The sequence below is a fragment of the Streptosporangium sp. NPDC049644 genome (assembly GCF_040675205.1).
In the GTDB taxonomy this organism is placed as follows: Bacteria; Actinomycetota; Actinomycetes; order Streptosporangiales; family Streptosporangiaceae; genus Streptosporangium; species Streptosporangium fukuiense.
Genome location: NZ_JBFAOJ010000037.1, coordinates 39853 through 62111 on the forward strand (window position 1 = coordinate 39853; position 22259 = coordinate 62111).

Here is a 22259-nt window from a genome sequence, read left to right on the forward strand (position 1 = left end):
CGAGCGCTGTGAAGCTGTCGACCAAGCGCGGAGCGCTGATCGTGAACGGGACCCTCGGGGTCCTGTTGCTGGGCGGCGCGGTGATCGCCTACTCCTCCCTCGGCGGCGAGGCCTCGTCAGCCGACGCCGCGGTGCGGACCGTGCAGGTGACCCGGGCCACCGTCACCGCCTCCGTCTCCGCCTCGGGGACCGTGGCCAGCGCCCGCGCGCGGGCGCTCGATTTCGCGTCGAGCGGCACCGTCGAGAAGATCTACGTCAAGGTGGGGGACAAGGTCACCAAGGGCCAGATCCTCGCCAGGCTGGACGACGACTCGGCGCAGGAGAGCCTGGACGCGGCCGCCGCCGCCCTCGACACCGCGGACGACGACACCTCGACCGCCGCGGCCTACGCCCAGTACGTCACGGCCAGGAACACCTACCGGGCCGCGAAGCGCGCCGTGGACGGCACGGTCATCAAGGCGCCGTTCTCCGGTACGGTCACCGCGATCAACGGCACGGTCGGGGGCTCCTCGGGTTCGGGCTCCTCGGGCTCCTCCACCAAGGCCACGGGCAACGCGAGCGGCGCGGCCGGCTCGGGTTCCTCCGGCGGTGCGGCGAGCGGCTCGGGCGGTTTCATCGACATCGCGGACACCGGCAGACTCCAGCTCGTCGGCACCTTCACCGAGTCCGACGTCACCCGGCTCAAGGTCGGCCAGCCGGCCTCCATCGGGTTCGACGCGCTCAACGGCGTCACCGCGGCCGGGAAGGTCACCCAGATCCAGCCGACCGCCACCACCAGCAACAACGTGGTCCAGTACCCGGTGACGATCTCCTTCACCGAGGTGCCGGACGAGGTCAGGCTGGGCCAGACCGCCACGGTCAGGGTCGTCGTCGAGACCGTGGAGAACGTGCTCGCGCTCTCCTCCACGGTGATCTCCACCACGGGTTCCCGCAGCACGGTGACGGTCCTGCGCGACGGGCGGCAGGTGCCCGTCCAGGTGGAGGCCGGGGTCAAGGGCGACACGCTCACCGAGATCAGATCCGGGCTGAACGAGGGCGACCAGGTGGTCCGCCCGGCGACCACCGGGACCACCCAGCAGGGTGGCGGTCTCCCCGGCCTCGGTGGCGGCGGCGGTCGTAACTTCGGCGGTGGGGGAGGGCCCGGCAGATGACCGTCCCCGTCCTCTCCCTGAGGGACATCACCAAGGTGTACGGCCGAGGCGACGCCGAGGTCCGGGCGTTGCGCGGTGTCTCGCTCAGCGTCGAACGGGGCGACTACGTCGCCATCATGGGCGCCTCCGGGTCCGGCAAGTCCACGCTCATGAACATCCTGGGCTGTCTGGACGTGCCCACTTCGGGCGACTACCACATCGACGGCACCGATGTCGGCTCGCTGGACGAGCGCCGGCTCGCCGTGCTCCGCAACCGGAAGATCGGCTTCGTCTTCCAGTCGTTCAACCTCATCCCCCGGATGAGCGCGCTCGCCAACGTCGAGCTGCCCATGGCGTACGGCGGGGTCGGCGCCGCGGATCGGCGGGCCCGCGCCCTGGCGGCCCTGGAGCAGGTCGGTCTCTCCGACCGGGTCCGCCACGAGCCGAACGAGCTCTCCGGCGGCCAGCAGCAGCGGGTGGCCGTGGCCAGGGCGCTGGTCACCGCGCCCGCCCTCCTCCTCGCCGACGAGCCGACCGGCAACCTCGACACCGCCTCCACCGAGGACGTGCTGGGCATCCTCGACGGGCTCAGCGTCTCAGGCAGGACAATCGTGATCATCACCCATGAGGACGACGTGGCCGCTCACGCCAAGCGGGTCATCCGTCTGGTGGACGGCCAGATCATCGAGGACCGCCGCCAGGCCCCCGTCGACGGGCTCCCGCCCCGCATGCCGGAGGTCATCGCGTGAGCCGGCTGGAGATCCTGCGGTTCGCGCTCCGCGGGCTGGCCGCGAACAAGCTGCGCAGCTTCCTGACCACGCTCGGCATCCTGATCGGGGTGGCGGCCGTGATCCTGCTGGTCGCCTTCGGCGAGGGAGCCTCACAGAGCATCCAGCAGTCCATCCAGCGGCTCGGTGCCAACACCCTCACCATCTCGGCGTCCTTCGCCGGTGGCGGTGGCGGTGGCGGTCTCGGCGGCGCCGGGGGAGGCCGGGTGAGCGCGGGACAGAACTCCGGTCCGCGTACCCAGGCCAGGTCGCTCACCCTGGAGGACGCCAGAGCGCTGACCGACCGCGAGCAGGCGCCCTCGGTACGGAGCGTGTCGCCCGTGGTGACCGCGAACTCGGCCACCGCGGTCCACGAGGGCGCCAGCCACCCGATCGCGCAGCTCGTGGGCACCTACCCCAGCTACTTCGAGGCGACGAACAAGCCCGTCGAGAGCGGCACCTACTTCGTCAACGACGACGTGATCGCCGCCAGGAAGGTCATGGTGATCGGGCGGACCGTGGCCGAGGGGCTGTTCGGCACCGCCGATCCGGTCGGCAAGCCGGTCAGCGTCTCAGGCGTGCCGTTCACCGTGATCGGGGTGCTGAAGGAGTCGGGCTCCACGGGCATGCAGGACGCCGACGACGTGGCCATCGCGCCGTTGCCCGCCGTGCAGCAGAGCCTGACCGGGTTCGGCGCGCTCGGTTCCATCATCGTGCAGGCGACCGGCGCGGACGCCACCGACTCGGCGCAGGCCGAGGTCACCGCCGTGCTCAACCAGCGGCACGGCATCACCCCGACGGGCACCGCGGACTACCGGATCCTGAACCAGGCCACCCTGCAGGAGACGGTCAGCTCGACCATCGGGATCTTCACCGCCCTGCTCGGTGCGGTCGCCGCCATCTCCCTGCTGGTCGGCGGCATCGGCATCACCAACATCATGCTGGTCACCGTCACCGAGCGGACCAGGGAGATCGGCATCCGAAAGGCCATCGGCGCACCCAGGAGCGCCATCCTCGGCCAGTTCCTGCTGGAGGCGACGGTGCTGAGCCTGCTGGGCGGCCTGTTGGGCGTCGCGATCGCGTTCGCCGGCACCCGCTTCACGATCGCCGGGATCTCACCGGTGCTCGTACCGTCCTCGATCGCGCTGGCCCTCGGCGTCTCGGTGGGCATCGGGCTGTTCTTCGGCGGCTACCCGGCCAACCGGGCGGCCAAGCTCCGGCCCATCGAGGCCCTGCGCCACGAGTGACCCGTACGGCTTAGGCAAGGAGAGAGACATGGGCGGCAACGCCGACGAGACGGTCCCGGCGGGGAGATCCCTGGAGGGCTCCCCGTTCCGCGGGGACCTGGACAGCGAGCTGGCGGCCCGGCCGCCGCGCCGGCTGTCCACGCTCACCCTCGTGCTGGGCGCCGGGGTGATGCTCGTGGCAGGGGTGATCGTGGGTATCCAGGCGCAGAAGACGATGGGCGTCACATCCGGTCCAGTCGGTGCCCCGGGAGCCGTGACGCGGCAGGGCGCGGGTCCCGGCGGTTCCGGGGGATACGGCGGTTTCGGAAACGGGCAGCAGGGGGGTCAGGGCGCGGGCCAGGGGCCGGGGCAGGGCGGTGGCGGCCGAGGTGGCATGACCGTCGGCACCGTGCAGCGGGTGGAGGGCGAGAAGGTCTACCTCCAGACGACCGACGGATCCGTCGTGACGGTGAACACCACGGACGAGACATCCGTGCGCCTCACCAAGGAGGGCAAGGTCGCGGACCTCAAGCCCGGTGGCACGGTGGTCGTACAGGGAGCCAGGGCCGAGGACGGCTCGGTCAGCGCGACCGCGATCAACGAGGGGGGTGGCCGGCGGTGAGCCGGTTCCCAGGAAACGTTCAGCTTCGGCTGAGCTTCGTTCCAGAGAGGTGAGCGAGCCTCGGGGGGTGCTGGACAGAGTGGAAGCCCGATTGCTGGTCGTGGACGACGAACCGAATATCAGGGAGTTGCTCTCGGCCAGCCTGCGACTGTCCGGGTTCGAGGTGGTGACCGCGGTGGACGGCAGGGAGGCCATGCAGTTCGCCGAGCGCATCCGCCCCGACCTCGTCGTGCTGGACGTGATGCTGCCCGACATGGATGGCTTCGCCGTGGCCGGGCGGCTGCGGGAGATGAGCGGGCAGATGCCGGTGCTCTTCCTCACCGCGCGGGACGGCACCGACGACAAGGTCGCCGGGCTGCGGGTGGCCGACGACTACGTGACCAAGCCGTTCAGCCTGGAGGAGGTGCTCGCCCGCATCCGGGCCGTGCTCCGGCGTACCAGGGGAGACCTCGACCTGCCGGCCCGCCTGCAGGTCGGTGACCTGGAGTTGGACGAGGAGGCGCACCAGGTCTGGCGCTCCGGTGTCCCGGTGCGGCTGTCGCCCACCGAGTTCAAGCTGCTGCACTACTTCATGGTCAACAGCGGCAGGGTGCTGTCCAAGGCGCAGATCCTCGACCACGTCTGGAACTACGACTTCGGCGGTGACGCCGGGGTGGTCGAGTCCTACGTCTCCTACCTGCGCAGGAAGGTCGACACGGCGGAGCCGAGGCTCATCCACACCCTTCGCGGGGTGGGGTACGTGCTGCGCCCCCCGCACGGTGATTGAATTTTCAGCTGATATTCAGCACTACCTGACCTGATTCTGAGTTTTGTGTGTTCAAATAGACACTGCACGACCCCCGATCTCCTCGGAGCCATCCGATGGACTCGGGCTCGCCTCCAGCTGCGGGGGAGACGAGTCCGGCATGGTCCGCGGCTGGAATCCGAGGGCTGGGCCCCACCGCTTTACCGAGTTCGCCCCCGTAACCCGGTCAGGCGGTGGGGCCGATTTCGTCTGAGGGGGGCCCGCGGCGACACGCCGGCCGGATTCGCCGCCGTGACCCGGGTGAGCGGTGGCACCGATCGCGTCTAGAGGGGCGTCCTGTCGGGCAGGATCGACCGTATGGGCGACAACGACGGTCTGCTGGAGACGTTGCGAGAGTTGCGGCGACATCTCGACCGTGACCTGTTCCCCCTCGCGATCGGCGACGTGGCGGCCGACCGCCGGGCACTGCGCGAGCTGACCGGCCAGCTCGACGACTACCTCATCCCCCGGCTGAGCGCCATCGACGCCCCGCTGCTCGCCGTCGTCGGCGGCTCCACCGGGGCCGGCAAGTCGACGCTGGTGAACTCCCTGGTCGGTACGGACGTCTCCGAGCCCGGCGTGCTGCGGCCCACGACGATGGCCCCCACCCTGGTCACCAGTCCCGCCGACCGCGACTGGTTCACCGCCCAGAACATCCTGCCCGGCCTGCCCCGCGTCACCGGGAGCGGCAGGGGCGAGCCCGGCACGCTCAGGGTCGTCACCACCGAGGCGCTGCCGCCGGGACTGGCCCTGCTGGACGCCCCCGACATCGACTCGGTCGTCACCGCCAACCGCGAGCTGGCCGCCCAGCTGCTCGCCGCCGCCGACCTGTGGCTGTTCACCACCACCGCCGCCCGGTACGCCGACGAGGTCCCCTGGAGTTTCCTGCGCTCGGCCAGGGAACGGAGCACGGCCCTGGCCGTCATCCTCTCCCGGGTGCCGCCGGAGGCACTGGGCGTGGTGCGCAAGGACCTGGCACGGTTGCTGGAGGCCAACGGCCTGGGCGGAACCCGGCTTTTCGAGGTGCCCGAGCTGGTGCTGCCCGAGGAGAACGCCCGGCTGCCGCGCCAGGCGGTCCAGCCGGTCGCCGACTGGCTCGCCACCATCGCCGCCGACTCCCGCTCCCGCGCCGACGTGGTGCGCCACACCCTGTCCGGTGCGCTGGAGAGCCTCTCCACCCGCGTTCCCGCGCTCGCCGGAGCGGTCGAGCGCCAGCACGCCGGAGCCGCCGAGCTGCGCTCGATGGCGGACGCCGCCTACGCCGTGGGCCTCGCCTCCTTCGACGAGGGCATGCGGGACGGGTCGCTGCTGCGTGGGGAGGTCCTGGCCCGCTGGCAGGACTTCATCGGGACCGGTGACCTGATGCGCTCCCTGGAGAGCCGGGTCGGCCGGCTCAGGGACCGGGTCGTGGCGTTCGTCACCGGGCGGCCCGCGCCGGAGAGCGAGCTGCGGGTCGCGCTGGAGAGCGGGGTGGAGGCACTGATCAGGGCCTCGGCCGACGGTGCCGCCGAGCGCCTGATGGAGTCGTGGTCGTCGCACCCGGCGGGACGCGCCCTGCTGGAGCGTGAAGGGGTCGCCACCGCGGGGCGTCTCGGCCGGGCCTCCGCCGACCTGCCCGCCAAGGCTCAGGAGGCGGTCAGGGGCTGGCAGTCGTACGTGCTCGACCTGGTCAGGAAGGAGGGGGCGGACAAGCGGACCACCGCCCGCATCACCTCGTTCGGACTCAACGGCGCCGGACTGCTGCTGATGCTCGCGGTGTTCGCCTCGACCGGCGGCCTAACCGGCATCGAGGTCGGCATCGCCGGAGGCACCAGCGTGCTCAGCCAGAAGGTCCTGGAGGCCGTCTTCGGCGACCAGGCCGTCCGCACCCTCACCGTCAAGGCCCGCTCCGACCTGCGCGCCCGGGTGGCGATCCTGCTCGGTGCGGACGCCGACCGCTTCACCGCCCTGCTGGACGCCGTCCAGCCGCCCGAGAACACCGCCCCCGCCCTCCGAGCCACCGCGGACGCGGTACGCGAGCACCTGCGCGAACTGCCCGTCGCGGACCGCAGGGCCGCCCTCTCACCGGGCTCCGCTCCCGAAGCCGAGGTGGTCCATGATGCCCGGCGGCGGTCCGGCGGCGTCCAGCGCCCGGCGGGCGGGCAAGGGCCGCATCCGCCCGGCGGCGACGTTCCACGTACGAGTGGCGGGATCGATGACGGGGGGTCGCGCGCCACCGGCGCCGGAGAGGTGGGCGAGGCGTGAAGCTGCTGCGCAGGGAGAAGGCGGTCTCGCTGGACGACCGGCTGGCCGCGCTGGCGCGGGCCGCCGACCTGGCCGACGGGCGGCTGGACGCCGAGACGGTCGCCGTGGCGCGTTCGGTGGTCTCCCGCGCCGGGGTACGGGCGAGCCTGTCGGTCGACCACACCGTGGTCGCGCTGGCCGGAGCCACCGGCAGTGGTAAGTCCTCGCTGTTCAACCTGCTGTCCGGCACCTCGCTCGCCACGGTCGGGATCACCCGGCCGACCACCTCGACCGCCCAGGCCGCCCTCTGGGAGGGCGGCGGCGCGGGACCGCTGCTCGACTGGCTGGGTGTCCCCCGCCGCCACGAAATCCTGGACACCTCGGGCTCGGCCGGCGTCGCTCCCGACGTTCCCGGCGTTTCCGAGACGCCCGCCCCCGGTCTCGTCCCCGACGCTCCCGTGCCCGCAGGGCAGCCGTCCGGGATGGACGGGGAGGCCGCCGGACTGATCCTGCTCGACCTGCCCGACCACGACTCGATCGAGCCTTCGCACCGGCTGGAGGTCGACCGGCTCGTCGAGCTGGTCGACCTGCTGGTCTGGGTGCTCGATCCGCAGAAGTACGCCGACGCGGCGGTCCACGACCGCTACCTCAGGCCGCTGGCCCGGCACCGGGAGGTCATGGTCGTCGTCCTCAACCAGATCGACCGGCTCTCTCCGGCCGCCGCCGAGCGGTGCCTGAAAGACCTCCGGCGGCTTCTCGACGCCGACGGGCTGGCCGGGGTGCCGGTGATCGGGGTCTCCGCCCGCACCGGCGCGGGTGTTCCCGAGCTGCGTTCCCTGCTCGCCTCCCGGGTCGCCGGCCGGCGGTCCTGGGCCGCCCGCCTCGCCGCCGACACCGGCATGGCCGCCGACGTGCTCGGAGAGGCGTCCAGTGCCACCACTCCGGGAGAGAACCTCTCGATGGACGCTCTGGTGAAGCCGCTGGGGGACGCGCTGTCGGAGGCCGCGGGGGTGCCGGCCGTCGTCGAGGCCGTGGCCAGGTCCCACCGGCACCGCTCGGTCGCCGCCACCGGGTGGCCGCCCACCCGGTGGATCCGCCGCCTGCGGCCGGACCCGCTCCGCCGCCTCCGTCTGGACGCCGGCAGCCGTGCCTCCGGGGAGCAGGGAGACATCGTCGGGAGGACCTCGATTCCGGTGGCGACGGTCGTCCAGCGCTCCCGGATGGACAACGCGATCAGGGAGGCCGCGAGAGGCGCCTCTGCCGGGCTGCCCGCGCCGTGGACGACGGCCGTGCGGCAGGCGGCGAGGTCACACGAGGACGAGCTGGAGGACGGCCTGGACCGAGCGGTGGCCACCACCTCTCTCGGTGCCGCCCGGCGGCCCCTGTGGTGGCGGCTGGCCGGGCTGGCCCAGTGGCTGGCGCTGGCGACGGTGCTCGCCGGAGGGGCCTGGCTGCTCGCCCTGCTCGCCATCGACTACCTACGACTTCCGCAGCTCTACCTGCCGACCGTGGGAGAGCTGCCCTGGCCCACCACGCTGCTGATCGGGGGCGTCCTGCTCGGCCTGCTGATCGCGCTGCTCTCCCGGGTGGCCTCCCGGCTCGGCGGCCGGCGTCGCGCCCGCAGGGCGGCGAGGGCGCTGCGGGCGAGTGTCGACCAGGTCGCCCGCGAGCTGGTGCTCGATCCCATGGAGGAGGAACTGGCCCGATACCACCGTTTCGCCGAAGCGGTCACGCTGGCCCGGAACGGGACTCGCAGGTGAGGTGGACGGGCCTTGTGCCCTGCCTGGCGAAGCCTGCCGAAGGTCACGTGCTCGTCGGCATGGGTCTCGATACGCGGGGCGGGAAGCGGTCCGGGGCCGTGCGGTTCCCGGCGGATGCTCTGGGGGCGAGCGCCTCCCGGTAGAAGGGGACGGACCCGGAGAAGGGAGATCGGTGTCCGTCACGCAGGAGGCGCTCAGTTGGGTCCTCACCGCGGGGCCGGACGGTCGGTGCCGGTCGGGGCGTCAGGTGAGGAGGCGGATCAGGCGACGAGGTTGACGTAGTACGTGGAGTAGCCGTTCATGTCGATCAGACGGGTGCCCACGCGCCTGGCCGCGGTGCTGCCGATGTTGATGCAGGAGTCGAAGGCGTTCTGATAGACGTACATCGGGCCGTAGGCACCGGTCCAGACGGCGCCGTTGGCGGCCTCGGCGTAGTAGGCGGCGTAGCGGTTGTTGGTGTTGAGGACGAACGCCTCGCCGCCCGGGTCGATGGCCCACCAGCCCCGGGTGCCCCACTGGCCGTAGTCGCGGCAGCCGTCGGGGCTGTAGAACATGATCGCGACCCACACCTTGGAGCCGTAGCGGTTACGGAAACGCAGCTGCATGTCTACTCCTCCGCTTCCGTGAATCGCAGGGCGAGGGGCCTGTCGTCGAGCGCCTCGCCGGCCACCGGGGGAAGGTGGTCGTCGCTCTTCGCGACGACCGCGACGCGGTCGGCCGCTCCCGGCCGCTCGCTCGTCTCTCCCGTGCTGGCCGCCGTGGCGTCCGCGAACGCCACCCGGGGGTCCGGGGGGTGTTCGGTGCCGTTGTCCGGCATGGTTGCTCACCTACATTCGTTTGAGTGCGTAGGGTGATCGAGAGACAACATACAGTAACATTCAAGGTCATGTAAAGAATCGTTTTCATTTCCACGGTGGGTGCGCCGGTGGAGTGAAGGTCAGGGCGGCGCAGGCAGAGTCATCGTGCGAAGCAGGTTTGGCGTCCGGCCAGGTGGTCCGCCGCGGTCCGCAAGGTGGGTGAAGAACTATGACACAAGGTGTCGGGTTTTGGGGCGAGCATGGGTTCACCGGTCGGCGTCGATGGCGTGTGTGGACCGGGCCCTACGGATGGACAAGGACTTCAATGCGCGAAACGTCAGAAGAGCTCAAAGAGCTCCAGGCTCTCCTCGACGCCTCCCTCTCCCGCTCCACCTCGCACCTCCGCTCGATCATCAGCGGCGAGCGCACCCTGACCGCGGAGCAGCTCACCCAGGTCCTCACCGGCATGTGCCCCCTCGCGCTGTCCACCGTGACGGCGAAGGGCGAGCCGCGAATCAGCGGTGTGGACGGGCACTTCCTGCACGGAAAGTGGCACTTCGGCACGGCGCGCAACGCCGCCAAGGCCCGCCACCTCGCCGTCCGGCCCGCGGTCAGCGCCGCGCACATGCGCGGTGAGGAGCTTGGCGTGTTCACGCACGGTACGGTGGAGATCCTCAACCCCCAGGACGGCGAGCCGGCCGCGGACTGGCCGGACCTGCTCGGGTACTTCAAGGACTTCTACGGCGACGACGCCTTCGACTGGGACAACGACGTGGTCTACTACCGGTTGCATCCGCACTGGACGACCGTCTACGCGTCCGACGTCGCGAAACTCATCGCGGTGTCCCAGCCCTGATCCACAGCACAGTCCTTAGCGGGACCATGTCCCCCGACGAGGCCCCCCTGAGCCTCCACAGCCAACGAGTCGTCAGGCCGTGCCGGGCGGCGCGGCTCACCTGCGACACCGGTCTGTTCAGCCGAGATGGGCAGTGCGATGCGCCCGCCCGCCGGGATCTGGTGCTGCTGGAGCCGAAGTCGGTGGACGGGAAGGCGCTGGTCGACAAGGTTCTGCGGGGGATGGGGGCGCGGTCGACGACCCGGCCGGCCCCGCTGCCCGGTCCGCGTGGATGGCGTTCGCCGGGCCCCGTCGGAAACTTCCTGTTGATCCGCGGCTCCATCGCGAATGAGCGCAGCCATCGTTCAGAGAAGATGACGGTACGATCACGGTCGGGGAGGTGCGACGGCATGTATATCGCCGATCTCAAAGTCTCCGGTGTCCGCGGCTTCTCCGGCTCCCGGAGCGCGGATCTTCGGCTGACCCGTCCAGATGGCAGTCACGCCGGATGGACGGTTCTGGCGGGGCGGAACGGCTCGGGCAAGACGACCCTGTTGCGCGCACTCGCGCTGGCCATGGCAGGGCCTTCCGCGGCGCGCAGTCTCGTTCCCACCTTCGACGGCTGGATCTCCAACGACCTCCTCGACGCGACGGTCGAGGCGAAAATCGTGTTCGATGACCGCCTGGACGGGTTCGGCCGTGGGCGGCGCCCTCGGCACTCGTTTCCCGCTCGGTTGACCTGGTCCCGTGCGCTCATCGGCGACTCCGGCCGGTACGGCCCGCAGCCGAACATGCAGGGCCATGGAACGACTGCTTCACGCGGGCCGTGGGCGGACAACCCGCAGGGCTGGTTCTTCGCCGGGTACGGTCCCTTCCGGCGGCTGACGGGCGGCTCGGCCGACACCCGGCAGCTCATGCGGAGCGCGGGGCCTGTGGCACGCCTGGCCAGCCTGTTCCATGAGGACGCCTCGTTGGCCGAAAGTGTCAGCTGGCTGATCGACCTGCACCTTCGGAGCCTGGAAGGGCAGCACGGGGCCGCGGACCTGCTGGCATTCGTCACCGAACTACTCAACGACGGCCTTCTGCCTGACGGGTTCCGGATCGAACGGGTCAACAGTGACGGCCTGTGGGCCAGGCGGGACGGCGAACTCATCTCGCTTCGGGAGATGAGCGACGGATATCGGACCGTCACCGCGCTGGTCCTCGATCTCGTCCGCCAGATGAACCAGGCGCGTCCTGGTTACATGGAGGGGAGCGTCGCCGGTCGGCTGGCAGATCTTCCCGGCGTACCATTCGCCTCGCCCGGGGCGCCTGATTTCAAATTTCCGGGTGTCGTGCTGATCGACGAGATCGACGTTCATCTCCATGTGAGCTGGCAGAAGAAGATCGGCGAGTGGCTCAAGCAGCACTTTCCCGCCACCCAGTTCATCGTGACCTCACACAGCCCGTACATCTGTCAGAGCGCCGATCCGGGAGGGCTGATCCGGCTCCCCGGCGTCGACGAGGACGTTCCACCGCGTGTTGTCGACGAGGAACTGTACGAACGCATCGTCTACGGCAGCGGCGACGACGCACTCCTTACCGACCTCTTCGGGATGGACTCCCCCTACTCCAGCCACGCCGAAGACCTGCGGCGCAGGCTCACCGTGCTGGAGCGTGCGGTTCTTCGGGGGAAGGCGACTCCCGAGGAAACGCGCGAGTACGAACAGCTTCGGGAAACGCTCACCAGCTCCCTGACAGCTCGGGTGGACGAGGTCTCCGCGAGGATCGCCTGACTCCATGATCCGCATTCACCGCGTGACGCTCCCCTCCCACCTGGCCGACCAACTCCGCGATCGAGCCGGCAAGCTGCGTGAGAGCCAGGCCGACTGCCCGGCGGCCCGTGCCGCGTGGAAGTCCGCAGCCACCACCCGAACGCGGCTGACCGAGCAACTGACCACGATGGCCGCTGGAATCCGTCGTTGTATGTACTGCGGCGACGGTCTTGGCACCGACATCGACCACTTCGAGCCTCTGGCGGAGGCGCCGCTACGCGCCTTCGACTGGCCGAATCACCTCCTGGCCTGTTCACACTGCAACAGCCATCAGAAACGGGAGCTCTTTCCACGGGACGGGGACGGCAGGCCCCTGCTTGTCGATCCGTCGGCGGAAGATCCGTACGAGCATCTCGAACTCGTGCTGAGCACGGGAACCTACGAGGCGCTGACTGCCCGAGGAGACGCCACGATCAAGGTCTTCGGCCTGAACCGGGGCGATCTGAAGCGTGGCAGGGCCGCCGCTTTCATCCGGACGGTGTCAATGCTCCGTGACCACGCCCGTCTGCGGCGATCCGATGCCGGCGAGGCAGAGGCAACCGAAGTCGCCCTGTCGCTCCTCGACCAGCCCTTCGCCGATGTCCTCTACGCCATGATCCGCTATCGCGACCTACCCGGCGCCGAGCACGTTCTGAGAGGCCGGGATGTCGTAACCGCCCTCGCCGACCCAGCACTGCACTTCTGGTCTTGATCCGCTCCACAACCTGACAGGCATGTCCGCTGCTTTTCTCTGGCGAACTCGGAGTATGCGGGAATGAATGCCGATGTCGATACGCCTCTTACGGTCTCTGGCCGGCAGGGGGCGGGTTGAGAGAGTCGCCGTCCCAGCCGAGTCGGTGGTCGACGCTGACCTTCATGACCTCCAATTCGTCATCGGCGACCAGCGTCGCGATGCATTCGTCGGTGCCGCCGACATAGGTGGTCATCAGGTCCACATCGGTGGCGACACACCACGCGCGGTCCCGTGGCCACCACAGGCCGGCCCGCTGGTCGAGCCACGACGGCTCGCTGAGCGAGGTGGTCGCGGCGGACAGTGGTCCCGACAGCAGCAGCATCGACCGGGCGGGCATCTCCATCCTTGGGATCTCCTCATTCTCTACGGGAAGGCCGAGGCCACCAAAGCCCTCCCATACGGCGAACCAGCACTGTTCAGGGATCACGGTGTACGCGGCGAGGATCCGGGCCAGCCGTGCCGCCTGCCGCACCGGGAGTGATCCCTCCCTCGGAGGCGTGTCCCACAGTCCTGGCTGGTGACCGGAGAAGAGGGATCGCCAGGAACCGGTGATGGAAGGCCACTGCATCGCCGGATGCGTCAGGCGCCCGTTGGCGTCGGCCACCTCCGCCCACGACACCTCCTCGGTCCGCTCACCGTCCTCCCGGAGGGCCGGATGGAACACCCGCGCGTAGGCCGCGAAGATCGGCGGGACCAGGCATCCCACGACGTTGTCGCTGAAGTTCCGGGCTGTGGCCATCGCCCAGTCGGCGGGGCGCATGTCGGTCCGCAGGGTCAGGCCGCCGATGGTGAAGGGTTGATCCATCCCGCGATTATGTCGGCCCCGTCATGGTCTGCCCTTGTCAGTACGCGGGACTACGCCATCGTTTAACCCGGCTTTCGCGCAAAATCGATGACATCGCCCGCGCCGCGCTGGTCCTCGCCCGTTTCGAGCACGGCAGGCCTCATTTGAGAGTCGCTGAGATCATCTCGGTGACTAAGCGGGAAGATCCCAGCTTGGTCCGTCAGGCTCGCCCAGCCATACATGTTGGCGGTCTCTGGTGGCTGTGAGCCCGAACGCCGACTGGTGTGGCGATCCGGCGGCTTGCCAGAGCAGGATGGCGTCCTCGACCGCGTCCCACAGCCGCAGGGGGCCGTGTTGGTGCACGATCCAGCCTCCGCCTGGGCTCGGACTGGTGTCGGCCCGCGACCCGGTGCCGACATCCAACAGGATCGTCATGTCCTCACCCGACGCCCGCTGAGCGGCCGGCGCGGCGAGCTGGGCGACGAACAGGGCGGCCTCGTCATCCAGGATCGCCGGATCGATCCTGCTCTCCCGGGCGTCTCCGATACCGGTCACGATGGGTGGCCGAGGCGGCGGCAGGTGGGAACGGGCCCGCATGAAGTAGAGGTCGTCCTGCAGGAACCGTCCACTCGCCTTCCCTTCGTCGTCGAGGGTGAGGTGCGCGAACGCGACCCCACCCATCCAGCCCCAGGTGGGAGTGGTGATGGTCCCCCCGGCGCGCATCTGTTCCAGCCATGCCGGGGGGATGGTCCGTACCGAGCAGGTGCCGATCAGCCTGTCGTAGTCGGCGTTCTCGTAGTAGCCGTGCAGGCCGTCACCCACAACCAGAGTCGGTGTGTGCCCGGCTTTGGTGATGGCCTTCCTGGCGCGCTCGGCCACGGCAGGGTCGTACTCGACCGAGGTGACCGTACCGCTGCCGAGGCGCTGACACATCAGCGCGGTCGAGTAGCCGGTACCCGTGCCGATCTCCAGCACTCTGTCACCCGTACCGATCTCCGCTGCTTCCAGCATCCGTACGACCAGGCTCGGGGTCGTGGACGACGAGCTGGGTGATCCTGTCACCATCCCCGTCGCCTCCTCGGCCAGGACCCCGTCCACCTGGGTCACCCACGTCTCGTCGGTGTAGACCAGGGCCAGCCAGCCGTCCTCACCTACCTCGGCGCGCCGGACCGGCGTCCAGAGATCACCTCGGGTCGTGTCAGCCAGGTAGACGGCATCTCCCACGAACAGCTCACGAGGCACCTCCTCCAACGCCTCGTGCCAGCCCGACGACCCCACAGTGTGCGCCAACGCATGGCGGAACTTCATGGCCGTGGTCACGGCCACCACCCTTCCAGTAGTACGTCAGCGAAGGCGTGCGCCATCGCGGTGGCGTCAGGTAGCCAGGCCCATTGCCCGTTCGGGTTGCATTCGATGAAGGTCCAGGATTCGGACCTTCGCCCACTGACGGCTTCGAGCGCGAAGTCGAAACAGCCGAATACCAGCCCAAAATGGTCGAGGTAGGCGCGTAGGGCGTGTCTGATCGGTTCGGGCACGTCGATTGGATCGTGGGTTAGCTGCTCCCAGTCACCGCTGCGCCAGTCGAGAGCGTCATCGGGGGCGGTGATTCTGCTTGCGAACACACTTTTCCCGATTACGGTCACTCTGGCATCGGCAGTCTTACGCACCTCCTGCTGAAACAGGTGAGCAGTCACCGAAACCGAGTCGTCCAGATCTTCCGGGTCAATCCGTTGTGTCCATATGGCAGCAACGTGACCATCCAGAGTGCGTGGGGCACCTCGGAAGGACTTGTAGATAATTGGGCCGTGCTCAGCGGCAAACTTGCGTGCCTGCTCCACGTCATTGGTGATCAGGGTCAGCGGGACGGTCAGTCCAAGCTGAGCGGCCGTCTGGAGTTGGTAGGGCTTGTAATCGGAGCGGTTGTTCGCTGCCGGGTGGTTGACGTACACCGCGCCGTGCAGGTGGTTCAGGATGCCATTGAGCCCATGCTGAGCTTCAACCGCAGCGAACTTCCGATCCAGGGCAGGCAGGTGGGCGAATCGGGCGGAGAACGGGGTGGGGCGGCGGTAGTACACCGCCCCAACCTCCTCCAGCGCGATGTCACGACTCGGCGTACGAAGCCGGCCCGCCCACTCCTTCCGGCGGTCATCGCCGATGTAGGCGCTGAATACCAATTCGGCGCCGATATCGCCGGGATCGGCGCGGACGATCTGCACCTGGCGCTCGTTCAAAACCTCGATGACCAGGTTGGCAGTGATGTCCTCTGCCGATGTGACGACCAGAACGGTCTGTGGCGAGGGCCGCATGCCCCTACCCGTCGTTGTTGCTGTCGTCCGCTACCGAGGAACTTCCGCTTGAGCCATCGCTCCCGCCGCCCCTGGATTTGGTAACGGTGACCTTCTTGCCCATGTCCACGATGGCGCCGGCTCCGTCGTAGAAGTGAGTGAGCTGAGTTACGGGATCGAATTCAGCCGTTTCGTACAATGGCGGTTCCTCGGGAAGAGGCTCCGTCATCCGGCTAAGCCCCCAGGGAGTGACTGCTGTCATGGCGCCCTTCTTTCTTTTGGCGGCGCGGGGGTTGAGTGGCGGTGCAGCCCTGGTAGGGAGAACAGAGAGGATTGCCTGCTGCGGGTCCAGAGAACCAGGCTCCTGAATCATTGGGCCCGAGAGACATGGGAGCATGATAAGCCGCAACGGTCTTACCCATTGAGATGTCGCTTTGATCTGTTGCGTCGTCTCTTTCGTCATGTTAGGGGGGTTATGTCGAGATGACGCATTCACTCGGAGGGATTGTCGGATAGAAGCCCTTGTGAACGTTTTGGTCAGGCGAGGTCGCCGTTCTTGATGCTGCCGGCGAAGGTGGACCACGCCGCGGGGGTGAGGATGAGGGCGGGGCCGGTGGGGTTTTTGCTGTCGCGGATGGCTCGGTGGTTGCCGGAGAGGTTGGCGATTTCGACGCAGTTGCTCGCGTCATCGCCGGAGAGGGTGGATTTGCGCCAGTGGGCGGTGTGAAGTTCCTGGGTCAGGTCGTCCATCGCTGGATTGCCTCCTTGATCATGTCGCGTGAATCGCTCCGGGATAGGGCATCCGCACGGATCAGGTCGTATCTGAATTCTAGTCTTTTTACCTCTTCTGTCCGCTCGCTTACTCGGTCCTCAGTGCTCTGGGAATCGATGTAGGCCACGGGAGGTGCGCTTCCCGGCATGTCGGCGATGGTGAAGCCACCCAGCAGGCCGAGTACGTTGCGCGCGGTGTAGGGGAGCACCTGCAGAGAGAGCCATGGGCTCTCCGACATCTCCAGAAGGTAGTGGAACTGCCCCCTCATCACCTCGGGATCGGCGATGGGACGGTGCAGGATGCCCTCGTCCAGGATGGCCCAGAGCATCGGGGGGTCGGGTCGGCGAAGAATGCTCTTTCTGTCCATCCGGGCCGCGATGTTCTCCTTCACCTGCTCGGGAGTAACGCCGGGGCTGCGGCTGAGGATGGCTTCCGCGTACTGCTCAGTCTGGAGGAGGCCGGGCACTATCAGGGGTTCCCAGATGCGCTGGGAGACCGACAGGGGCTCGAACGCCAGCCAGGGGCGGAACCAGCGGGGGACCTGGGTGGCGACGCGGTCCAGGCGGTCCAGGAGGTCGACGAGTGTTGTGCCCAGGTCGAATGCCTCGTCCAGTTGATGGGCCAGTTTCCTGGTGGGAGCCCGGTGGCCGTTCTCCAACATGCTCAGATGGCTTACCGCGATGGGGACGACGGTGCAGAGCTGCCTTTGGGTAAGTCCGGACAAAATCCGGTATTTCCGTAGCTCTCTGCCGAATTGAACGCGCGTGGATTCGTATGAATACGTATCGAACTCCAGCTCCGAGTCCGGCTCGGGCTCCGGCTCCATGGCGATGCTCACCTCGGTCTCCTCTCGTTGCCTCTTTAATAGTCTCCTTCATTTTCATTACCGAGGGAATGGATATGAGGTTCTCGGAGGTTCACAGTGTTGTGAACTTACTTCGCGAACTGTGAACCCGTGATAAGCGCGGATCGGCTTCCGCTGTGCCCCGGTGTTTGGGACCGTGTTCCTGTCGAGCTATGGCTGTCACGGGATGTCAGTTAATGGCTCCGGTGAAAGCAGGTCGGCTTGATTCGGTCGGAAGGGGCAATTCCATGGAACCGGAGACGTTCAGCGAAATACTTCTGCCCAGTAATCCCGAAGCCGCCTCGCGGGCGCGGGAGGAGGTCCGTAAATGGCTGGGGGAGAGTCATCCGGCCTATGAGAACGCGCGGCTGGCCGTGTCCGAGCTGGTGACCAACGCGGTCCGGCACGCCCGGCACGGGACCGCCGGGCACGGGGTCGCCGGGCAGACCGAGATCTCCGGTGCCGGGGCTTCCAATGCCAGAGCCTCCAACAGCGGGGCCGCCGACAACGATCCGCTGGTCCTGCGGCTGCTGGCGTACGGCGGGCTGCTGCGCGTCGAGGTCGCGGACACGGGCCTGAGCACCGAGGAGCCACGTCTCCGAGTGGACCAGGCATGCCTCCTGATGGAGAACGGCCGGGGACTGGCGATCGTCGGCATGCTCTCCGGCGGAAACTGGGGCTATCGCTCCCATGGCCGCGAACCCGGCCGGACCGTCTGGTGCGAGCTTCCCGCGGATCCGCCGCGCGCTGACGGGGGTCTCAGCGGGAGATCAGCCCCGCCGTCTCCGGATGATCTCTTTCTCGGGGCGCCGACCTCCGCTCAGCCGGGGTGACTCGCCGCTCCCAGCACCCGTTGGGAGCCGACGAACCACCCCCGGCGGGTGGCGGCACACGGATTCGTCCCCCACGAAAGAACCTGCGTGCCGCTCCGGCTCCACCTCCCCCGTTGGAGCACCCCGCCGGGGGTCTCTTGTCCCAATATCGGAACCTGCTCGCGAGCCTCGCCGCACGGGAACGACGGGTGCCACGATGCTTCGTACAGGCCGAACGCATCTTCGGTCATACCGAAGACCTTGCGGAGACGGGGCAGAGCGCGGTGTCATCGCGGTGTGCTGGAGCGCGTCCAGCATGGGAATGAATCGGAAGTCATTCCAGAGAGTCGGCGAAGATCACTATTTCGTCGATGTCGCCCTCGACGGTGACGTGCACCACGTCCATCCCGGTCAGCAGGCTCCGGCCTGAGGAGTCCTCGTAGCGCCACCCGAAACGCGCCCACTCTCCTGGTGCGTCCACCCGGGTCGTACGGACCATCCGGGTGGGACCCGACGGGTGCCCCCGCACCACCTCGGTGATGAAGTCCTCGACCGCCTTGCGCCCGACGCCCCGGCCCAGCGGTCCCCAGAAGACGACGTCGCCGGTAAGGGCACGACTCAGCAGCGTGGCCCGCCGCGCCGGGTCATCGGCATTGGCGGCCGCGATGAAGGCGTCAATGGCGTGGTCGTGCAGAGTGTCGTCGGTCACCTCGCGATAGTAGCCAGCGGATCCGCATCGCGAAGATGCGAAGCCACCCAGATCATGGAAGTCGCCGCTGCCGACTTCATTTGACTGCGGATGCCTTCGGATCTCGGCACTTTCAGAACAGGCCGAGGTGGTCGAGGAGTTTTCCGGTGGCGTCGATCAGTGCGCGTGCGGCCGCTATTGCGCGGTCTGCTTCCGCTGTTTCCACTACCTCGTCGGGGAACTCTGGATATTCGAGTTCGTTGCGCCTGCGGCGCATGGTGCCGTACGGCTCGAACGTGGGGCCGAACTGCCGGATCACGGTTTGCTGGACGGCATAGTGGCCACCGGAGGTTGTGGCTCGTAACCCCTTGTGCCAATAGACCGGCACAGGCGAAGCGCGCCGCGTCGTAGGCGAGTGTGTAGGCGGAGTTCGGATCGGTTGTTCTGAGCCCTTCGGCGCTGGAGAGGGTGGTGGTTGCCTTCTCCAACCAGCCAACGCCGTCGGCGGCCTCACCTCGGACGCGCTGGAGTTCGCCGGAGGTCAACATCCGCTCGATGTCGGCCTCGCCACGTGTCCACCGTGTCATTGGGCGGGTTTCTCCGATCAGGTGTGGATTTCGGCGGTCAGGTCGATCACGGGGGCTGACTTGATCTGCCTGATGAGGGCGTCGGCCTCCGCGTTCCAGCGGTGGGTGGAGGCAAGGACAGGATTGACCGGCATGCCGATGCGTTCCTGAGCGCGGTCGGCGGCGGCGTAGAGGGCAGCCCGGTCGACCTCGCCGACGACAAGTATGTCGATGTCGTGGGGGACAGGTCCTGGGTTTCCCGCATGTCGGGCGGCCCACGAGCCGAAGATGAGCAGGCGCTCGGTGCCTGGAATACCGGCGAACTCCTCGCTGATGATCGTACGAGGTCCGTACATGTAGTTCAGGATCTCGGTCACGGGTTGGAACAGCGGATGGTCGGGATTGGCACGCAGGACGTGAGAGCGCCCGATCTCAGTAGTAGTGATCAGCTGTGCGTCGATGAGGCGATGAACTTCGGCGTGCAGGGTGGAGGGTGCCACGCCCAGATCTCGGGCGAGAGAGGCGAGAGTCCAGTGCTGCCGAGGCCGTAGATAGATGGCGGCCAGGACCTCCGCTTGGGTCCGAGTCTTGAAGATGGGAACGGCGGGTGCTGCGACGCTTCGCATAAACCGAATATATCTTCGGTTATGCCGAACATCAATCATCGCGGTGGTAGCCGGCGGAACTGCGTTGCCGAGCGTGTGGTTCGGGAATGTTCCGGCCGTGATCGCCGATGAGGGTCCGCCGGGGACCGTCGGGTGAGGCCGTGGTCAAGAGACCCGCGTCTTGAGTCGCTCAGGACAAAAGGGCAGGTCACGATGCATCCATGAGCCCGCCGGTCAACGAATAAGTCCTCTAAAGGGGATTTTTCGGACAGGTGGACGATATGTACCCGGTGATTCAGGCAATGCTCGTTGGGATGACCTCGGCGGTCACCCTGATGGCGGTCGTCACGGGCCGTCACCTTTACCGTCGCAGACATCGTCTCTTCCTCAGGCACCTCCACCGCTTCCTGAGGAGGGAAGAGCAGGCGCCGCGAGGTGACGACCGGCGCGGGCGCCCGGGACAGGGACGATCTTCAACCGGTGCCCCGGGACCCGGTGGCGACGGGCCCGCCACCGGGGACTCCGCGGCGATCTCGTCACGGTGACGAGGTCCGGTCCAGGGCCGTCGCGGTGTGCCGGAGGGCGTCCAGCAGGGGGACGAGCAAAGGGTGCCGTTCCGCGCCCCGGCGTACGGCGGTGAAGACCCGGCGTTCGGGGCCGGGGACCGGGCGGATCGCCACGCCGGACAGGCCGGTGCCGCGCAGCGCCAGCCGGGGCACCATCGCCACCCCGGCCCCGGCGGCGGCCAGCGCGACCACCGCGCTGAAGTCGTCCGAGGAGTGGGCGAACTCGGGGGTGAAGCCCGCGTGCTCGCAGGCCAGCGCGATCACGTCGTGGCAGGGATTGCCCGGGTAGGGGCCGATCCAGGTCTCCCCGGCCAGGTCCGCGACCGTCACTTCGCGCTCCGCGAGGGCGTGGTCCCGGGGGAGCACCACGTCGAACGGTTCGGAGTAGAGCGGGATGCGCGACAGGCGCCGGTCGTCCTCGGCGGGGGCCCCGCGATACTCCACGGCCACGGCCGCGTCCACCGCGCCGTCCAGGACCATGGTGAGGCTCTGGTCGCCCTCGGCGTCCAGGACCCGCACCCGGATGCCGGGCTCGGAGTCCCGCAGGACGCCGACGGCCGGGGCCACCAGGAGCCCGATCGCGGTGGCGAACGAGGCCACCTTCACCTCGCCCGCCGTACCGGCCGTGTAGGCGGCGATGTCGGCCCCGGCCCGCTCAAGCTGGGCGAGGATCTCGTTGGTGTGGCCCAGCAGGATGTGGCCGACGGCGGTCAGCCGTACGCCCCGGCCGTCGCGGTCGAGCAACCGGTGGCCCACCTCGTGCTCCAGGGCGGCGAGCTGCTGGGAGACCGCCGAGGGGGTCAGGTGCAGCGCGGCGGCGGCCGCGGTGACCGTGCGGTGGTCGGCCACCGCCCGCAGGGTCCTGAGCCGCCGTGTCTCTATCACCTCCGTATTCTCCCCGAGGTCGTTCGTACGCGATGCCTTCGGGAACACGCCCCCGTCGGCACGACCCCGGCCGAACCGTCCAGCGCGGGCTTCCCACGGCCCCACCGTCCCCTGACCGTGTCCGTTTCCTACAAGACCGCGGCGGGAGGTGCGGTTAGGTTGAGCCGTACCGGGGGGATCCACGGTCCGGTGTTCCGGCTGGTCGCACCTGTTTCGGCGGGCTGAGGGCGGTCCAGGATCCAGGACCCCTCACGACATCCCACCGCGAATCCGTGATCGGAGGACTTGATATGAAAGCCCAGCTGGACGTCGTCGGCATGGTCGTCGAGGACATGGGCCGCTCGCTGGCCTTCTACCGGCTGCTCGGCCTGGAGGTGCCGCCGGAGGCCGACGGGCAGCCGCACGTCGAGGCGGTCCTGCCCGGCGGCCTGCGCCTCGCCTGGGACACGGTCGAGACGATCCGCTCGTTCTACCCGGACTGGCGGCCCGGGAACGGGCAGGGGATGTCGCTGGCGTTCCGGTTCGACACCCCGGCCGAGGTGGACGAGGCGTACCAGCAGCTGGTCCTTCTCGGGTACGAAGGGGACAAGGAGCCGTGGGACGCGTTCTGGGGGCAGCGGTACGCGGTGATCCACGACCCGGACGGCAACGGCGTCGACCTGTTCGCTCCGAACACGGAGAGCTGACCGGACGGCGAACGGCGCGGGTCGGTCCCGCGCGTCGCGCGCGAGCACGGCCGAGCCCCGATGATCCCGTCGCGG

The 22259-nt window shown here is 68.6% G+C and carries 24 protein-coding genes; 12 read left to right on the plus strand and 12 right to left on the minus strand.

Annotation, left to right across the window (positions count from 1 at the left end):
- Positions 1-8 precede the first annotated feature (8 nt).
- The 7 genes from AB0J58_RS21565 to AB0J58_RS21595 all read left to right on the plus strand — a co-directional run bounded on the left by AB0J58_RS21565 (position 9) and on the right by AB0J58_RS21595 (position 8512).
- Positions 9-1151, plus strand: coding sequence for a biotin/lipoyl-binding protein (locus AB0J58_RS21565; RefSeq protein ID WP_364218097.1), 1143 nt, complete (start codon positions 9-11; stop codon positions 1149-1151).
- Positions 1148-1879 (plus strand): ABC transporter ATP-binding protein, encoded by a 732-nt coding sequence (locus AB0J58_RS21570; RefSeq protein ID WP_343974997.1) that lies wholly within the window; start codon positions 1148-1150, stop codon positions 1877-1879. Before AB0J58_RS21565 ends, AB0J58_RS21570 begins: the two co-directional genes overlap by 4 nt.
- On the plus strand, positions 1876-3144 hold the full coding sequence (locus AB0J58_RS21575; protein WP_364218099.1) for an ABC transporter permease: 1269 nt from the start codon (positions 1876-1878) through the stop codon (positions 3142-3144). Before AB0J58_RS21570 ends, AB0J58_RS21575 begins: the two co-directional genes overlap by 4 nt.
- 28 nt (positions 3145-3172) lie before the next feature.
- Positions 3173-3745: a hypothetical protein gene (locus AB0J58_RS21580; RefSeq protein ID WP_364218101.1), complete on the plus strand. Its 573-nt coding sequence runs from the start codon at positions 3173-3175 to the stop codon at positions 3743-3745.
- A gap of 67 nt (positions 3746-3812) precedes the next feature.
- Complete coding sequence (locus AB0J58_RS21585; RefSeq protein WP_343974987.1) at positions 3813-4511, plus strand: response regulator transcription factor; 699 nt, start codon at positions 3813-3815, stop codon at positions 4509-4511.
- A 336-nt stretch (positions 4512-4847) separates the two neighbouring features.
- A complete protein-coding gene (locus AB0J58_RS21590; RefSeq protein ID WP_364218103.1) occupies positions 4848-6773 on the plus strand; it encodes an ABC transporter in 1926 nt (641 codons plus the stop codon).
- Positions 6770-8512, plus strand: a complete 1743-nt coding sequence (locus tag AB0J58_RS21595; RefSeq protein ID WP_364218105.1) for a GTPase — start codon at positions 6770-6772, stop codon at positions 8510-8512. The genes AB0J58_RS21590 and AB0J58_RS21595 overlap by 4 nt, the downstream gene beginning before the upstream one ends.
- Before the next feature lie 260 nt (positions 8513-8772).
- On the opposite strand, the gene AB0J58_RS21600 is transcribed toward AB0J58_RS21595, so the two are convergent.
- Together AB0J58_RS21600 and AB0J58_RS21605 are read right to left on the minus strand one after the other, a co-directional pair.
- Positions 8773-9117, minus strand: a complete 345-nt coding sequence (locus AB0J58_RS21600; protein WP_343974979.1) for a DUF1036 domain-containing protein — start codon at positions 9115-9117, stop codon at positions 8773-8775.
- Between the two features lie 2 nt (positions 9118-9119).
- Complete coding sequence (locus tag AB0J58_RS21605) at positions 9120-9329, minus strand: hypothetical protein (RefSeq protein WP_343974976.1); 210 nt, start codon at positions 9327-9329, stop codon at positions 9120-9122.
- Positions 9330-9634: 305 nt separating this feature from the next.
- Here AB0J58_RS21605 and AB0J58_RS21610 point away from each other — a divergent pair, with 305 nt between their 5' ends.
- The 3 genes from AB0J58_RS21610 to AB0J58_RS21620 all read left to right on the plus strand — a co-directional run bounded on the left by AB0J58_RS21610 (position 9635) and on the right by AB0J58_RS21620 (position 12649).
- On the plus strand, positions 9635-10165 hold the full coding sequence (locus tag AB0J58_RS21610; protein WP_364218107.1) for a pyridoxamine 5'-phosphate oxidase family protein: 531 nt from the start codon (positions 9635-9637) through the stop codon (positions 10163-10165).
- Positions 10166-10554: 389 nt separating this feature from the next.
- Positions 10555-11919, plus strand: coding sequence for an AAA family ATPase (locus AB0J58_RS21615; RefSeq protein WP_364218109.1), 1365 nt, complete (start codon positions 10555-10557; stop codon positions 11917-11919).
- Positions 11920-11923: 4 nt separating this feature from the next.
- Positions 11924-12649 carry an HNH endonuclease gene (locus tag AB0J58_RS21620; protein ID WP_364218111.1) on the plus strand — a complete coding sequence of 242 codons (726 nt, stop codon included), beginning with the start codon at positions 11924-11926 and terminating at the stop codon, positions 12647-12649.
- Positions 12650-12737: 88 nt separating this feature from the next.
- Here the strand turns inward: AB0J58_RS21620 and AB0J58_RS21625 are convergent, their stop codons facing one another.
- The 6 genes from AB0J58_RS21625 to AB0J58_RS21650 form a co-directional block, all read right to left on the minus strand.
- A complete protein-coding gene (locus AB0J58_RS21625) occupies positions 12738-13496 on the minus strand; it encodes a hypothetical protein (RefSeq protein ID WP_364218113.1) in 759 nt (252 codons plus the stop codon).
- Between the two features lie 171 nt (positions 13497-13667).
- Positions 13668-14795: an ATP-grasp peptide maturase system methyltransferase gene (gene tgmC / locus AB0J58_RS21630; protein ID WP_364218115.1), complete on the minus strand. Its 1128-nt coding sequence runs from the start codon at positions 14793-14795 to the stop codon at positions 13668-13670.
- Positions 14792-15781 (minus strand): ATP-grasp ribosomal peptide maturase, encoded by a 990-nt coding sequence (gene tgmB, locus AB0J58_RS21635; protein ID WP_364218117.1) that lies wholly within the window; start codon positions 15779-15781, stop codon positions 14792-14794. Before tgmB ends, tgmC begins: the two co-directional genes overlap by 4 nt.
- A gap of 4 nt (positions 15782-15785) precedes the next feature.
- A complete protein-coding gene (gene tgmA / locus AB0J58_RS21640) occupies positions 15786-16223 on the minus strand; it encodes a putative ATP-grasp-modified RiPP (protein ID WP_364218119.1) in 438 nt (145 codons plus the stop codon).
- Positions 16224-16297: 74 nt separating this feature from the next.
- Positions 16298-16510 carry a DUF397 domain-containing protein gene (locus AB0J58_RS21645; protein WP_364218121.1) on the minus strand — a complete coding sequence of 71 codons (213 nt, stop codon included), beginning with the start codon at positions 16508-16510 and terminating at the stop codon, positions 16298-16300.
- Positions 16498-17370 carry a helix-turn-helix transcriptional regulator gene (locus AB0J58_RS21650; protein ID WP_364218123.1) on the minus strand — a complete coding sequence of 291 codons (873 nt, stop codon included), beginning with the start codon at positions 17368-17370 and terminating at the stop codon, positions 16498-16500. Before AB0J58_RS21650 ends, AB0J58_RS21645 begins: the two co-directional genes overlap by 13 nt.
- Positions 17371-17624: 254 nt before the next feature.
- Between AB0J58_RS21650 and AB0J58_RS21655 the strand changes: the two genes are divergently transcribed.
- Positions 17625-18209 (plus strand): ATP-binding protein, encoded by a 585-nt coding sequence (locus AB0J58_RS21655; RefSeq protein WP_364218125.1) that lies wholly within the window; start codon positions 17625-17627, stop codon positions 18207-18209.
- A gap of 313 nt (positions 18210-18522) precedes the next feature.
- On the opposite strand, the gene AB0J58_RS21660 is transcribed toward AB0J58_RS21655, so the two are convergent.
- The 4 genes from AB0J58_RS21660 to AB0J58_RS21675 all read right to left on the minus strand — a co-directional run bounded on the left by AB0J58_RS21660 (position 18523) and on the right by AB0J58_RS21675 (position 21498).
- Positions 18523-18897, minus strand: coding sequence for a nuclear transport factor 2 family protein (locus AB0J58_RS21660; RefSeq protein WP_364218127.1), 375 nt, complete (start codon positions 18895-18897; stop codon positions 18523-18525).
- Between the two features lie 112 nt (positions 18898-19009).
- Positions 19010-19264 carry a hypothetical protein gene (locus tag AB0J58_RS21665; RefSeq protein ID WP_364218129.1) on the minus strand — a complete coding sequence of 85 codons (255 nt, stop codon included), beginning with the start codon at positions 19262-19264 and terminating at the stop codon, positions 19010-19012.
- 216 nt (positions 19265-19480) lie between these two features.
- Positions 19481-20068, minus strand: a complete 588-nt coding sequence (locus tag AB0J58_RS21670) for a winged helix-turn-helix domain-containing protein (RefSeq protein WP_364218131.1) — start codon at positions 20066-20068, stop codon at positions 19481-19483.
- Between the two features lie 515 nt (positions 20069-20583).
- On the minus strand, positions 20584-21498 hold the full coding sequence (locus AB0J58_RS21675) for a LysR family transcriptional regulator (RefSeq protein WP_364218133.1): 915 nt from the start codon (positions 21496-21498) through the stop codon (positions 20584-20586).
- Between the two features lie 290 nt (positions 21499-21788).
- On the opposite strand from AB0J58_RS21675, the gene AB0J58_RS21680 reads away from it, so the two are divergent.
- A complete protein-coding gene (locus tag AB0J58_RS21680; RefSeq protein ID WP_364218135.1) occupies positions 21789-22184 on the plus strand; it encodes a VOC family protein in 396 nt (131 codons plus the stop codon).
- The last annotated feature ends 75 nt before the right edge of the window (positions 22185-22259 follow it).

Excerpts from the sequence above, each read along its gene's own strand:
- AB0J58_RS21570 (WP_343974997.1), top strand. The coding sequence starts at position 1,148 with ATGACCGTCCCCGTCCTCTCCCTGAGGGACATCACCAAGGTGTACGGC.
- AB0J58_RS21645 (WP_364218121.1), bottom strand. The coding sequence starts at position 16,510 with ATGGACGACCTGACCCAGGAACTTCACACCGCCCACTGGCGCAAATCC.
- AB0J58_RS21605 (WP_343974976.1), bottom strand. The coding sequence starts at position 9,329 with ATGCCGGACAACGGCACCGAACACCCCCCGGACCCCCGGGTGGCGTTC.
- AB0J58_RS21610 (WP_364218107.1), top strand. The coding sequence starts at position 9,635 with ATGCGCGAAACGTCAGAAGAGCTCAAAGAGCTCCAGGCTCTCCTCGAC.
- AB0J58_RS21620 (WP_364218111.1), top strand. The coding sequence starts at position 11,924 with ATGATCCGCATTCACCGCGTGACGCTCCCCTCCCACCTGGCCGACCAA.
- AB0J58_RS21655 (WP_364218125.1), top strand. The coding sequence starts at position 17,625 with ATGGAACCGGAGACGTTCAGCGAAATACTTCTGCCCAGTAATCCCGAA.
- AB0J58_RS21670 (WP_364218131.1), bottom strand. The coding sequence starts at position 20,068 with ATGCGAAGCGTCGCAGCACCCGCCGTTCCCATCTTCAAGACTCGGACC.
- tgmB (WP_364218117.1), bottom strand. The coding sequence starts at position 15,781 with ATGCGGCCCTCGCCACAGACCGTTCTGGTCGTCACATCGGCAGAGGAC.
- AB0J58_RS21625 (WP_364218113.1), bottom strand. The coding sequence starts at position 13,496 with ATGGATCAACCCTTCACCATCGGCGGCCTGACCCTGCGGACCGACATG.
- AB0J58_RS21600 (WP_343974979.1), bottom strand. The coding sequence starts at position 9,117 with ATGCAGCTGCGTTTCCGTAACCGCTACGGCTCCAAGGTGTGGGTCGCG.
- AB0J58_RS21615 (WP_364218109.1), top strand. The coding sequence starts at position 10,555 with ATGTATATCGCCGATCTCAAAGTCTCCGGTGTCCGCGGCTTCTCCGGC.
- tgmA (WP_364218119.1), bottom strand. The coding sequence starts at position 16,223 with ATGACGAAAGAGACGACGCAACAGATCAAAGCGACATCTCAATGGGTA.
- AB0J58_RS21580 (WP_364218101.1), top strand. The coding sequence starts at position 3,173 with ATGGGCGGCAACGCCGACGAGACGGTCCCGGCGGGGAGATCCCTGGAG.
- AB0J58_RS21590 (WP_364218103.1), top strand. The coding sequence starts at position 4,848 with ATGGGCGACAACGACGGTCTGCTGGAGACGTTGCGAGAGTTGCGGCGA.
- AB0J58_RS21680 (WP_364218135.1), top strand. The coding sequence starts at position 21,789 with ATGAAAGCCCAGCTGGACGTCGTCGGCATGGTCGTCGAGGACATGGGC.